The sequence below is a fragment of the Nitrosomonas ureae genome (assembly GCF_900108305.1).
Classification (GTDB): domain Bacteria; phylum Pseudomonadota; class Gammaproteobacteria; order Burkholderiales; family Nitrosomonadaceae; genus Nitrosomonas; species Nitrosomonas ureae_B.
The window spans coordinates 20,457-34,379 of record NZ_FNUX01000006.1 but is presented as its reverse complement, the minus strand read 5'-3'; the positions used below and the strand labels follow the sequence as shown (position 1 = coordinate 34,379).

The 13,923-nt window shown below is 41.8% G+C and carries 12 protein-coding genes; 5 read left to right on the top strand and 7 right to left on the bottom strand.

The window, feature by feature from the left end; all coding sequences use genetic code 11:
- The first annotated feature begins 308 nt into the window (after positions 1-308).
- On the top strand, positions 309-734 hold the full coding sequence (gene dksA / locus C4S39_RS05090; protein ID WP_103966056.1) for an RNA polymerase-binding protein DksA: 426 nt from the start codon (positions 309-311) through the stop codon (positions 732-734).
- A 95-nt stretch (positions 735-829) separates the two neighbouring features.
- Here the strand turns inward: dksA and pnp are convergent, their stop codons facing one another.
- From pnp to ygfZ, 4 genes are all read right to left on the bottom strand, one after another.
- Positions 830-2,959, bottom strand: a complete 2,130-nt coding sequence (gene pnp / locus C4S39_RS05085) for a polyribonucleotide nucleotidyltransferase (protein WP_103965966.1) — start codon at positions 2,957-2,959, stop codon at positions 830-832.
- A gap of 136 nt (positions 2,960-3,095) precedes the next feature.
- The gene (gene rpsO / locus C4S39_RS05080) at positions 3,096-3,365 is read right to left on the bottom strand and encodes a 30S ribosomal protein S15 (RefSeq protein WP_103965965.1); all 270 of its coding nucleotides are present in this window, start codon (positions 3,363-3,365) and stop codon (positions 3,096-3,098) included.
- 352 nt (positions 3,366-3,717) lie between these two features.
- Positions 3,718-5,181 carry a dynamin family protein gene (locus tag C4S39_RS05075; protein ID WP_103965964.1) on the bottom strand — a complete coding sequence of 488 codons (1,464 nt, stop codon included), beginning with the start codon at positions 5,179-5,181 and terminating at the stop codon, positions 3,718-3,720.
- A gap of 555 nt (positions 5,182-5,736) precedes the next feature.
- On the bottom strand, positions 5,737-6,765 hold the full coding sequence (gene ygfZ / locus C4S39_RS05070; RefSeq protein WP_103965963.1) for a CAF17-like 4Fe-4S cluster assembly/insertion protein YgfZ: 1,029 nt from the start codon (positions 6,763-6,765) through the stop codon (positions 5,737-5,739).
- Between the two features lie 73 nt (positions 6,766-6,838).
- Between ygfZ and C4S39_RS05065 the strand changes: the two genes are divergently transcribed.
- Positions 6,839-7,321, top strand: coding sequence for a protein YgfX (locus C4S39_RS05065; protein ID WP_258039296.1), 483 nt, complete (start codon positions 6,839-6,841; stop codon positions 7,319-7,321).
- A 292-nt stretch (positions 7,322-7,613) separates the two neighbouring features.
- Positions 7,614-8,033, top strand: a complete 420-nt coding sequence (locus C4S39_RS05060) for a hypothetical protein (RefSeq protein WP_258039301.1) — start codon at positions 7,614-7,616, stop codon at positions 8,031-8,033.
- 210 nt (positions 8,034-8,243) lie between these two features.
- Here the strand turns inward: C4S39_RS05060 and C4S39_RS05055 are convergent, their stop codons facing one another.
- Both C4S39_RS05055 and C4S39_RS05050 read right to left on the bottom strand, forming a co-directional pair.
- Positions 8,244-8,606: an exosortase system-associated protein, TIGR04073 family gene (locus tag C4S39_RS05055; protein ID WP_103965960.1), complete on the bottom strand. Its 363-nt coding sequence runs from the start codon at positions 8,604-8,606 to the stop codon at positions 8,244-8,246.
- A 64-nt stretch (positions 8,607-8,670) separates the two neighbouring features.
- On the bottom strand, positions 8,671-9,195 hold the full coding sequence (locus C4S39_RS05050; RefSeq protein ID WP_103965959.1) for a hypothetical protein: 525 nt from the start codon (positions 9,193-9,195) through the stop codon (positions 8,671-8,673).
- 802 nt (positions 9,196-9,997) lie between these two features.
- On the opposite strand from C4S39_RS05050, the gene C4S39_RS05045 reads away from it, so the two are divergent.
- On the top strand, positions 9,998-10,867 hold the full coding sequence (locus tag C4S39_RS05045; protein WP_103965958.1) for a phosphoribulokinase: 870 nt from the start codon (positions 9,998-10,000) through the stop codon (positions 10,865-10,867).
- Between the two features lie 148 nt (positions 10,868-11,015).
- Complete coding sequence (locus C4S39_RS05040) at positions 11,016-13,229, top strand: UvrD-helicase domain-containing protein (protein WP_103965957.1); 2,214 nt, start codon at positions 11,016-11,018, stop codon at positions 13,227-13,229.
- A gap of 100 nt (positions 13,230-13,329) precedes the next feature.
- Here C4S39_RS05040 and C4S39_RS05035 read toward each other — a convergent pair.
- Positions 13,330-13,923: WD40/YVTN/BNR-like repeat-containing protein (locus tag C4S39_RS05035; protein WP_374953013.1), on the bottom strand; the 594-nt coding region annotated here is incomplete at its 5' end.

Sequence of the window (13,923 nt, the reverse complement as noted above, 5' to 3'; positions counted from 1 at the left end):
TTTTTCTTCATTGGTTTCTATCTTTCTGGGCTTCTCCAGGTAAACTAACTCTTGGCTATCTTAGATCTTTGCATCATCTGCCATATATCCGCGATTAATTAACCAATAAATGTAAAACTGTTTGATAATCAATGTCTTTGTGGACATATATGACGGCATTGATTTCCGGTCATATGTGTACGGGGTTTCTCACGAATGAAATGTGATTGGCAAAGAACAGAGATAAATGACTTGTTATATAATGTGTTTTCTGATATTAGTACAAAATTTTTATACTACCAACGAAGCGATAGGAGCCTTAAAAGATGATGTCAAAAGAGCTACAAAGTAAACAAGTGACTCCCTATGAACCAAAATCGGGTGAGGAATATATGAATCCTGACCAGTTGCTGCATTTTCGCAAGATACTGGAAGGTATGAAAATTGAGCTTAGCCAAGAAATTGATCGTGCTGTTCATACGATGCAGGATGAGGCAACGGTTTTTGCTGATCCTAATGATCGTGCAAGCCAGGAATCTGACATGACGCTTGAGCTACGCAATCGCGATCGTGAACGTAAGCTCATAAAAAAGATTGATGAAATCATTGGTAAGATTGATTCTGAGGAGTATGGCTATTGCGAGAGCTGCGGGGTGGAGATCGGATTAAAAAGACTTGAAGCTAGGCCAACCGCAACGCTTTGTATCGATTGCAAGACATTAGATGAAATGCGCGAGAAACAGATAGCGAAATAACGTGATAATATAAAATCAAGCCATTCTAAGATAATGAAAAACCCTGTAAAAATACAGGGTTTCCGGTTATATCACTTTGAGTGAGAGATTTTATCTCACAATTCTTCTGTTGTCATAGAATCAGAATCAGGTGTATTTTCATCAGAAGCTACAGCTTTCATACTTAACCTTAGCCTTCCTTTATCGTCAGCTTCAAGAACTTTGACGCGTATCTGTTGACCTTCATTAAGGTGATCAGAAACATTATTGACTCGCTCATTGGCAATTTGGGAAATATGAAGCAATCCATCCTTACCAGGAAGGACACTTACTATCGCTCCGAAGTCAAGCAGTTTCAAAACTATACCATCATAGATTTTTCCGACCTCAACTTCTGCAGTAATATCTTCAATACGTTTTTTAGCAAGCTCGCCACCTTCGGCATTAACACATGCGATTGTTACCTGACCATCATCGGTGATATCAATCGTAGTGCCTGTTTCTTCCGTAAGCGCACGAATCACAGCGCCGCCTTTACCGATTACGTCACGAATCTTTTCCGGATTAATCTTGAGTTTAATAATACGTGGGGCATGCACCGAGATATCTTCGCGAGTTGATGGTAGGGCCTGTTTCATAATTTGCAGAATATGCATCCGTCCTTCATGAGCTTGTATCAATGCTGCATGCATGATTTCTTTGGTAATGCCCTGTATCTTGATATCCATTTGTAGTGCGGTAATGCCTTTTTCCGTACCGGCGACTTTAAAATCCATATCACCTAGATGATCTTCGTCGCCAAGAATATCCGTAAGGACTGCAAAGCGTTTTCCATCCTTGATTAATCCCATGGCGATACCCGCAACATGAGCTTTTAATGGCACTCCGGCATCCATTAGTGCAAGACAGCCGCTGCAAACTGATGCCATTGAGCTAGAGCCATTGGATTCAGTAATTTCAGATACGACCCGCAAAGAATAGCCGAACTCTTCAGGTAGTGGAAGAACGGCAACCAGCGCTCGCTTTGCCAAACGCCCATGTCCGATTTCACGGCGTTTGGGAGTGCCAACACGACCTATTTCTCCTGTGGCATAAGGAGGCATATTATAGTGCAGTATAAATCGTTCACTATAGTCGCCTTGCAATGAATCAATTTTTTGCTCGTCACGAGCTGTACCTAACGTGGCAACTGCAAGTGCTTGCGTTTCGCCGCGAGTAAAGAGTGCTGAGCCATGTGTTCGAGGTAATACACCATTACGGATTGTTATAGCTCTGACTGTGCGAGTGCCGCGCCCATCAATGCGCGGTTCTCCATCCAATATTTGGTTGCGGACGATTTTTGATTCCAGCGAAAAGAATGCCTCCATAAAAACTTGTAATTCCGGCCCGTTCTCTGTGCCGACTCCAAGTTCATCTGATATACGTTCTCTAGTTGTTTTAATTGCTTCAGAGCGCGTTTGTTTTTGTTTTATCTTGTAGGCTTGTCGTAAATCAGCTTCTGCCATGCCAGCAATTTTTTCTTCAAATGCGCTATCTTTTGCAGGTGGCGTCCAATCCCATGCTGTTACACCTGCTTCATCAGCAAATTCATTGATTGCATTAATAACAATCTGCATTTGCTCATGGCCATACGTTACGGCACCAAGCATGATTTCTTCTGATAACTCTATTGCCTCGGATTCGACCATCAAAACTGCATGTTGTGTTCCTGCGACGACCAGATTTAATTGTGTATCCTTAAGTTCTGAGGTGGTTGGATTTAAGACATACTCATTATTGATGTAGCCAACGCGAGCTGCACCGAGGGGGCCATCAAAAGGAATTCCAGAGAGAGTCAGTGCAGCAGATGTGCCAATAATTGAAGGAATGTCAGGGTCTACTTCGTTGTCAGCCGACATCACAGTAGCTACTATTTGAACCTCGTTATAGAAACCTTCAGGGAAAAGTGGGCGAATCGGGCGATCGATCAATCGCGAAGTTAATGTTTCTTTTTCGGATGGACGGCCTTCGCGCTTAAAGAAACTGCCTGGTATTCTACCGGCTGCATAGGATCTTTCCTGGTAGTCGACAGTAAGTGGAAAAAAGTCCTGACCAGGTTTTATGTTTTTTGCGCCCACTACGGTAACAAGTACTACCGTATCATCCATTGTAACCACTACGGCACCATGCGCCTGCCTTGCTATTTCACCTGTTTCCAGTGTAAGTTGATGTCGTCCGTAGGTAATACTTTTCTTTATAGATTTCAATTAATAACCCTTTTTCTTCTGAGTAAATTTTTCCAAATTTTGGATTACCTGCAAGCCAACGCATTGATTGCATGACAACTTGAGTGGGGAATGATTTGTGTGATTAGCTGCCAATTCAGTAAGAGAAACACATTTATTATTTACGCAAGCCAAGGCGTTCGATCAATGTCTGATAAGTGTCTACGTTACGTTGTTTTAAATAATCAAGTAGCTTGCGGCGGCGACCAACCATGCGCAGTAAACCGCGACGGGAATGATGATCTTTAACATGAATCTTGAAGTGTCCTATCAAGTCATTGATTCTGGCTGTTAAAAGTGCAACTTGAACTTCAGGAGAACCAGTATCTCCTTCTGCTCTTTGATAGTCGCGTACTACCTGTGCTTTTTGGTCGATTGTGACTGACATAAGTTTCTCCGATTAAATTACCCTATTATTATAAAAGCCCGGAATTTTACTCTTTAATATTGCGCTTGTCCAAACTGGATCAAGGCATGTCGCCTAAATTCCGAGGCGATAATCGACGGTTGCGATTGCAAAAGCGAATACAGACATGAGAAGCGACAAATTGTGATAGTCCTTAATCAACTTTAGTTAGCATGCGATGTATCTTAAATAAATTATAATTCAGAATAGTTAATGGTATTTAATACTTGTATACGTGAATAACACTTTTTGTTTGTTAACCGGATAAATCAAGCAAGAACATTTGCATATCGACAAGTTGCCGTTGAGTTTTCCGTGAGCCTGAATCAAATCTTTATACTTGCGAGTTTTTGCCCCCATTACCTGAAGGATTGGTGAATTGATCATTCAATGCTTGGATGTAATCGTTGGCTTCGTTAATAATTTCATCAATCGTCTGTTGCGTAGTTTCATTCCAGCCTGCGGGATCTTTTAGCAACATCGGACGATATGCCGCTGTACTCTTGTTAAAGGCATGCAGGTACTGTTTGAATGTTTCATGATCATTTCCCAGCTCTCTGCCTAGTTTTCTCAGCAATCCATTGGACACACTACGGCGGATAGAAAAATGTGCATAAATGATGCCAATCAAAGCAAATGCCGCAATAACAACCGACGAGGTTTCGCCTTGCATGAGCTGAGTCGTAAATGTTTTTAGAAGATCCCAGGATTCGGTCATAGTAAAAGCGGTGCCGGCTAATATTGCCAGAGTGAAAAATACCAATCCATCAATAAGGATGACTTTATTTTTCCATTTTTTTAACATTTCAGAAAGCTTATTAGCCTTTTTATTTTTAATATCTTTTGCAGTTTGTTCAAGTTTTCCGACGATTCGATATGAGCGCTCCACTTCGATTTGGTGCATCCGTGCATTGATATCCGCCATATCTTCTTCACGCTTTTTCTCAAAGCGTTCTCGAACATGGGGATTAGCAATTGGAACAGCCGCACTTGGGTTGTAAATACGATAAAATCGCCCGCTGATTAACCCTACTTCTGCAAGAGAGCGTTGCCAGGCTGAGACGACCTCTTCAGGATTGTCTTCTTGTGCGGTAACGTCAATTTGGTTGAGAATATATAAAAATTTATTAGCATCGGCCCGGTTCACACTGGCCGATACCAGATAAGCCAATGTATCCTGCATGGCTTTGGGTTCCGGATGGCGCGCATCAAAGAATACCAATACAAGATCTGATAAATTGATGATGTGTTGAGTTAGGCGCAATGTAGATGCACGCTGATTGTCAGCATCAAAACCCGGGGAATCAATCATAATTTTTCCGCGAATGTTTTCGGATGGACAGGTTTTTAATTGTAAATAAGCATCGATACGTTCTTGCCCAGCTTCAGAGATCTCATCGATACTGCGGCTGATTTGGAAAAATGGAAATCGTGGATCAGCATCAAGCGCGATACCAGGAAGAGTTTTTGCCTCATTGTGGCGGCTGAAGCAGATCACTGTGAATTTATCATCAACAGCCTGATTGCCAGTGCGTTGCAGCGGCATATTCAAATAAGAATTAATATAGGTTGATTTGCCAGCAGAAAATGTACCCAGTACTGCAATCATGGGCCACCACGTTACACATGTCGCATAAGATTCATCTTTATTGATCAGCCCCATGCTTTGACCCACGTAATCCATTTTTCTGAAACTTTTGACAGCATTGGCCAAAGTTGGATTGTCCGGATGTTCATCTACAAGATGTTTCTGTAAACTTTTTAAATACTTATTAATTTGAGTCGAGTTGTGTGACATAACAATCCCTTTTCATTCTTATAAAAAGTGTATTCCGTGTATGAAATGAACGATGCATTTTAATAAATTCATTTCACTTTTCTATAGCCAATATTTTTCTAATAAGTTACTCGATCTTCGGCAAGAGGAATCTAAGTTCATCGGATTTTCTGTGTGCATACAGCAAAGAGATATCGCATTACAATGGATTATAACGCATTAATACAGGCTTCATATTAATCGGGAACGGCTGATTTGGGATTCTATCAAGAACAATGATAGCTTGTCAGCAAATCATATTCCTAATATTTATGCTTAATTTCTAAAAATTGACATTATCTCTTGGCTCAATATGTGGTTCTGATTGAGTTTGATTGTCTATAGTGCATCCCATAATGAAAGACTAAGAGGAGTTTATCCTTCATCGGTGGATGATTTTAAAGTATGACAACTTTGAGGTCTAGGGGAAGGAAAAAGATACCTTAAGGTCGGAAGAATTCATAGTTATATCAAATAATCATTGAGATAATGATAATAGGCCGCATTAAACCGTACGCATATTAAGGTACGTTGTTTTTATACTGGCAATGTATAAGGTAGTGATTTTATTTCTAACGTTGGACCTTGCAACGATTGCCAATGAATGTTGCAGGTATTTACGCTACTTTGCTGGATGACTGCCAGTGCATCATATCCTCCGCAGGGCGATGGTGCGATATTGACAATATTGCCACAGGATTGGTCAACCATATCTGCACTATAAAGCGCATCGCCAGCCTTAATTGTTTCCGTAGTGGCTAAGTGCACTAAAAACATGCGACGTTTAAGCTTACCGAGGTACTGTGTTCGTGCCACAATTTCTTGCCCGGGATAACAACCCTTTTTGAAACTAACTCCATCGATTGCATCCAGATTGATCATTTGCGGCAGGAAAGTTTCTTGGGTTTCCGGCAAAATAACCGGAATACCGGATTGAATATCTAGCCAATCCCAGCAAGCTGTACCCACAGGGCTAGCATTTTGCTTAAGACGCTCCCAGACAGCGGGCGCATTTTCAATCGATGTGATCAATTCCATACGGTTATTTGCAACATGAAGCATGCTAATGTCTGTATCAATTACGTGATCCGAATTATTTGCGGATTTGCAAAAATCAGCTGTTAATACAGAAATATCGGGGCCTGCAACGCCAATTCTAATCCAGGCATTGCTGATGTCGGTCAGTTGGACTTTGGAGCGCAATACATAAAGTGATAAACGTTTTATCGTGGAAGCGACCAAGCTGGCAGGTAACTGCATAATCACGTCCTGATTCTTTTGCCAAAGTAAGAAGCTTGCCAAAATCCGGCCTTTGGAAGTGCAATAACCTCCATATTGCGCTATTTCTGGATTAATTTTACGAATATCGCAACTAAGCTGGCTTTGTAAAAAATTTTTTGCATCATCTCCGGAGAATCGAATTAATCCGCGATGTGAGAGATCTGTCATAATGGTTTTGTTTTGCGTATTGCTAAGTTCTGCAGAAATATCACCAAAATGCAATACGCAATTATTCAGGATGACAGCATGTTGATTACGTAAATAGGTTTGCCAATCAGAATTCATACTAATATAGTTTTAGAGTCGATATGGGCGTGATTATACGATATCGGGCCCGGATGAAATCAAGAAGTGGTGAGTGGAAATTGTCATTACTCGTCAATTATTGAGGGTTACGTATTTATTTATGGCGGTTTTATCTATTCACCGTAAACCTTCATTTTGGCTCGCAGTGATATTGAGTTCAGCGCATATTGCAACGGCAATGCTATTGTGGCCGCTGTCACTTCCTTTGGAAGTCAAAATGTTAATCGCTATCCTGCTAGTAATTAGCCTGGTTTATTATTTGGGTCGTGATGCTTTGCTTTATGCAAATAAAGCTGTGATTTCTTTTACGCTCTCGGAAAAGATGCAATGTACGGCGATCACTCAATCCAGTAAAACGATTACTTGTAAGGTATTGGGAAGTACGTTCGTTTCGCCTTATTTAGTGGTATTAAACCTTAAGCCCGAAGGTGAATTTTTTCCTTGCAGTATTGTAATATTATCCGACGGTGTTGATATTGATATGCATCGACAATTAAGAGTTTGGCTTCGCTGGAAATGGCGATACTATAAATAAGGTAATGATATGCATATAATTCTGTGCGCTAAACAGCGGGGGGCAATTCATCGAAAACGGTATTCAAAGTAATTGTGTTGTGAGTTTCGTTATACTCAATAAAATGAGTTATTGATAGTTTCGCCAATTTAATTTACACCAATAAATCCCTTTAGTATTCTACATAAAAAAACAATAGGAAGCTTTCTATACTGGACAGATGATTACAAAAATTGCTAACAATGTTACGTAATTAATTATTTAATTTAAGATTTATGCATTAATGAGACGATTCTTTTTAATATTTTTAGTGATGAGTTTACTTGGGTGTAGCGCTATCACGGCAGTAAATCAGCGTTCATTTATCGATGTCAAATTGATCGGGGTATGGGAAGGTGAGTACGTGGAAGAAAGTGGAACTGTAAAGAGATGGACACAAACACGAAATGCTGATGGTACATATACGATCGATTTCAGTTTTACCGGGCTGGATGATACCGTCAAGAGTTTTACTGAATCAGGCAAGTGGTGGATAAGGGGAAGTCTTTTTTATGAAGTTGCTTTACCACAAGAGGGACGTCCGGATAAGTATCAGTATTCTTTCAAAAAGAAAGAATGTGTAAGTTTCGTTCTGGTTGAGAGCGATGAGTTAGCTGAAGGAGCGGGTGGCTATGCGTTCAGTGAATGTCTTGTTACAGATTCGCCCCCTGCAACCATTGGCGGATCGATTTGAATTTCTGCGCGCTTTTGAAATTATTGATAACGCAACGCAGCATGGATTTGCAATTTTATTGCAGCTTATATGCAAGATTCAGTAATCATAATTGTTAATCAAATCTGAATTTAGCTGTAATAAAACTGCTTTGGCTGTTGAGTAACAAGTACTCTATCATGGCCTTGTCTCTGCGTTAATTGGCCATGAATAGATAAACAAAAAGCTTGATTAACGCATTTGTGCTTCAACGAAAGTCGTTTTCCGGCTAAAGTCATCCCAAATATATGCTGGCTTAACAAAAGGTGTAGTAGGGATCAGGAATGTTGCAATATCAAACGCGCCACTCAAAGAGCGCCCAACCGCATTGACAATACCCGTAATAAACCCGACCGTCATACCGTGGATGACACCATCTTGATTGCCAACAATGCTAATAGTTTTAGGTATTTCGGCTACGCCTGTTACAGCATTCGCAAGACCCGTCCCCAATTTCTCAACTACTTTGTCCGGATATTGCTCAGCAAATGCAGGATTAACAGCAACCAGGAATATTGCCAATGTGATTATCAGCATCTGAATTGTTTTTTTCATAATCGGGATTCCTTAAATGGATGGTTTTAATATGTAATAGTTGTTGTACAGAAATGAAAACTTTTTATTTGAGGTTTTCTGTTTTGGTTGACTGTCTCAGAACATTTGTGATTTTCTCAACTTCGCGTTCGATTTGTTGTTCCGGATAATCGCGGTTCTGTAGTTCGGTTCTGATTCTATAAGCTATTTCCAGAATCAGAAGATCCATCGTACTTTTATCATTTCGCTGTGATGCCGCCTGATATTCTGTCTGAAAGCGGGTAATGGCTTTCAGTATGGCATCTTCATTAAGATTCAGGCTGAATAAAATGGATTCCAATTCAAATTTCAAATTACCGGATAATGCAGGCTGCATTGATTTCTGGTCTTGCGCCGGTTCGTAGGTTATGTATCTAGGCAGCATTACCGATAACATAATCAAGGCCACACCGGAGCCCACTGTAGCAGCGACAAAATGCCAGCGTCGATACTCTTTTCCGCGAAGCTTTATACGATTGATGCGTCGAAAACCAAGCCAGGTTTGAGCCACTATTCCTACTAAAAACAGAATGACACCAAGTGCCATGGTAATAGGTACGATCGGGTGCACAGTTAAACTCCTATGTTCTTATCTTAATGCGTTTATTTAATGTATATCGTTGAAAAAAATAATTCTAATTGTCTTGCGCAAATTGTTAATGAAAGACGATTCGATGATTCTGTTCGATCGCATATTCTAGCTCAAAATGATGCTGAGTTATTATTCGTTTGATGATTCTGCTAATTGTCGATGTGATTTCTCCATGTCAGAAAGTGTATATAAATACTATCATTATATATTCTTGTTTTATAATATTTTAATTTAATTAGGTATTGGTAAAGATAAGCCCAAGAGGGTGATGGCGGGTTTTCAGTCGACCGAGGTGCAGGAACAGAATCAGAAGTCTGGGATGATATTTGTATCACTTGCCAATACTTGTAGCAGCCAGGGTGGGCTTGTAGTAACTACTCGGGTCGATTGGTCGTGATTATGATCAGGTATCGTGATGATCATATTCTTGTTAGCTTTTATTGTTATTTTCTTTATTTTTTAGTCGATCGAAATTATTGACTATTCATCCCTGGAATAAAATTATAATTAATGAACGCCTTATACTTTGCATATTTTTCTGACATAAACATCTGTAGATAACGATTAAAGTGTACTCTTGATATACAATATACTTGTTGTTAAGGCAGTTAATTTAACATGATAAAAGTTCCAGCAGCTCAGGGAAGTTACTTTGAATTGAGAGTGCCGTGAAATAATTCCCTGCTGCCAGGTCAGATGAGAAAGAAGTATCATATAGTGTAAATAGGATGCCTTGTACCTTATACGGGGTACGATGAATATATTTTTTAGGAGAATTCGAATGTCGCAAAAATACCCGGTTATCGCCGTTACCGGATCTTCAGGTGCAGGTACCTCAACGGTAAAGAGCAGTTTTGAACATATATTTCGTCGTGAAAAACTAAAAGCGGTTATTGTAGAAGGTGATAGTTTTCATCGCTATGATCGCGAAGCGATGAAGCAGGCCGTGGCAGAATCGGAAAAAAACAATGGACGCCCGATCAGTCATTTTGGTCCGGAAGCGAATGAGTTTGAGAAATTGGAAACGTTATTCAAGGAATATAGCAGTAACGGCAGCGGACAGACACGTCTATATTTGCATAACGATGAGGAAGCCAGTCCATGGCAGCAGAAAGCCGGCACATTTACTCCATGGGCACCGATTCCGGCTGGCTCTGATTTATTGTTTTACGAAGGTTTGCACGGCGGTGCTAAAAGTGAAACGGCCGATGTTGCCAGGTATGTGGATTTGCTGGTTGGCGTGGTTCCGATCGTTAATCTGGAATGGATTCAGAAAATATTTCGTGATACCAGTGCTCGGGGTTACTCAACAGAAGCGGTAACACACACTATCCTGCGCCGTATGCATGATTACGTGCATTACATCACGCCGCAGTTTTCCCGTACGCATATCAACTTCCAGCGCGTGCCTACGGTCGATACATCCAATCCATTTATTGCGCGTGAAATTCCAACGCTGGATGAGAGTCTTGTTGTCATTCGCTTTAGAAACCCTGAAATAGCGGATTTTCCTTTCTTGTTAAGAATGATTCATGATTCATTCATGTCGCGCCCCAATACCATTGTCGTCCCAGGCGGAAAAATGGGTATGGCGATTGAGCTCATACTGACGCCAGTGATTCTGGATATTGTCGCTAAAAGTAGAGTCTAGCAATTTTTTGATCGGCTTCGATTAATTCACGGATTGCGATAATATGTAAATACTTATTTATCGGATTCTGGATTAATCAAAGTGCCACAAATCCAATTTATGCAGTTGGTCTCAAATATGTCCAGACTGCATTAGACTTTATTCGCTCATGACTTCTTTATTATCCGATCTGAATCCGCAGCAACTGGAGGCGATTACGTTGCCACACCAGTCTGTATTGGTTTTAGCCGGCGCCGGTAGCGGTAAAACACGTGTATTGACGACGCGCATCGCATATTTGATCCAATCAGGGCAAGTAAGTCCGCACGGCATTCTGGCTGTGACATTTACCAATAAAGCAGCTAAGGAAATGCTGGCGCGGATTACCGCCATGCTGCCGATCAATCCGCGCGGAATGTGGATTGGGACATTTCATGGATTGTGCCACCGCATGTTGCGCACGCATTATCAAGATGCGGGTTTGCCGCAAGCGTTTCAGATCCTGGATTCTGCCGATCAGCTGGCTTTAATTAAGCGCATTCTGAAAGATTTATCCGCTGACGACAAGAAATTTCCGCCGCGTCAAGTTCAGTGGTTTATCAACAATGCCAAGGAATCTGGATTACGTGCCGCCTATGTTACGACCGATGATGTTTTCTCACGACATATGCTTGAATTTTATCAAGCATATGAGCAGCAATGTCATAAAGAGGGTGCGGTAGATTTCGCCGAATTGTTGTTACGCAGTTATGAGCTGCTGAGCCGCAATGAAATCTTATGCCGGCATTACCGAGAGCGTTTTAAGCATATTTTGGTGGATGAATTTCAGGATACCAATCCATTGCAATACAAATGGCTCAAATTGCTGGCGGGTACAGGAGAGAAGGAAGCGGCAGCGGTTTTTGCGGTCGGCGATGACGATCAAAGCATTTATGCATTTCGTGGCGCATACAGCGGCAACATGAAAGACTTTGAGCATGATTTCGGCATCACAAGAATTATCAAGCTGGAGCAGAATTACCGATCGCATGGCAATATTCTGGATGCAGCTAATGCATTAATTGAAAATAATAGTGAGCGTTTGGGAAAAAATCTTTGGACTGCTGAGGGAAGAGGCGAACCCTTACGTGTTTACAACGCGCCAAATGATTTCGATGAAGCTGCATTTATTGTTGAGGAAGTTAAAACCTTGCATGCGGAGGGTGTCGCCTTATCAGAAATAGCGTTGCTATATCGCTCCAATGCACAATCACGAGTGCTTGAACACAGCTTGTTCAATGCTGCAATACCTTATCGTGTTTATGGAGGTATGCGGTTCTTTGATCGTCAGGAAATCAAGCACGCATTGGCCTATTTGCGCTTAATTGCCAATCCTGATGATGATGGTGCTTTACTGCGTGTCATTAACTTTCCGGTGCGTGGCATAGGTGCTCGTAGCTTGGAGCAATTACAAGATGATGCCAAAGCTCAAGGTGGCAGCCTATGGGCGGCGGCATTGCAAAAATGTGGCGGTGAAGTGTCATTGCTGCAAGAGTCACACAAATCCTTAAAAGGCGTGGCCAAGTTTGTGTTTCTGATCATGACGATGCGTCAAAGCTGTGGTGAGTTACTGTTGCCTCAAATTGTGGAGCATATGCTGACTCATAGTGAGCTATTGGCGCATTATGCCAAAGAGCGCGAAAGTTCGGAAAGGCTCGAAAATTTGAATGAGCTAATTAACGCTGCGACCAGTTTTGTGCATGAAGCCGGAAATGACAGTCTGGCCGAGTTTCTTGCGCACGCTTCGCTGGAAGCTGGCGAGCATCAGGCCGGCAGCGGTCGGGATGCGCTGCAATTGATGACAGTTCATGCAGCTAAAGGATTGGAGTTTCACACCGTGTTTCTGAGTGGACTGGAGGAGGGGCTTTTCCCGCATGAGAATAGTCTGAATGAAAGCAATGGCATCGCTGAGGAAAGACGCTTGATGTACGTGGCCATGACACGCGCTCGTCGCCGGTTATATCTTAGCTTTACGCAGAGTCGTATGCTACATGGTCAAACTCGATATAACATTGTGTCACGCTTTCTCGATGAAATTCCACAAGCCTGCCTAAAATGGTTGCAGGCTGCGCCGAGGAATCTGGACACCTCCTTTTATCGCTCGAATTCGATTAATCAGATCTCTAAGAACGCATCAAGAAATTCGTCAAATATCCACTCTAGATCTTCTAATAATGGTAGCGGTGGATGGAAAATCGGACAGAGCGTGATGCATGCCAAATTCGGTGTCGGTGTCATTGTCAATTGTGAAGGTTGCGGCAGTGATGCGAGGGTTCAGGTAAATTTTGATCACACCGGAATGAAATGGCTGTCGCTTGAATATGCAAAATTGACGACTGTTTAGGCAGAGGACTCGTTGTACAGGTATAGTTTAAGTTGATTCAGTTGCGGGAAATCCCATCCGGGCAAGCCGGATGGGATATATTTTATGATTTTGAATCTAACTAATTATCGGGAAATTCTGCCACTGCCCAGGTTGAGCCGCCGTTTGTGGATTTATAGATATTTTTTCTTGCAGCGCCAACAATCGTAGAATCTATCGCGTAAGTAGGTGATACCTGGAACTCGGTGAATTGAATATTCTCATTCTGAAGCAGCGATAAGGTTATATTCTGAGAAGCAGTGACTGCGCCAGCGCCATTCAGACTTGCACGGAACAATCCTTTGCCGCGAACATTGACAAAGATATTCCGGTCGGTGCCGAAGTTCGGTGAAAATTCCACTTGCTGAACAACGGCATTTGATCCTACTGAAGCATGAGTTTCTTTTGTCCAATTAGTGCCCCCATCGGTCGAGCGGTAAAGGCCATTGTTTGTGCCAACGATCACAAGATTATCGATAGCAAATCGAGGAGATACCGCAATCCACGAATATCTTTGACCAACCCATCCAATCGATACGATCGAGCTGGCGCCTACGCGTAAGAACGTATCTCCGCCATTCTGAGTACGCCATACCTGTCCTGCGCGAGTAGCGGCAAATGCAGTGCGGTCGTTGGCATAGTTAGGCGAGACTGCGATGCTTGTAACCGGATGATC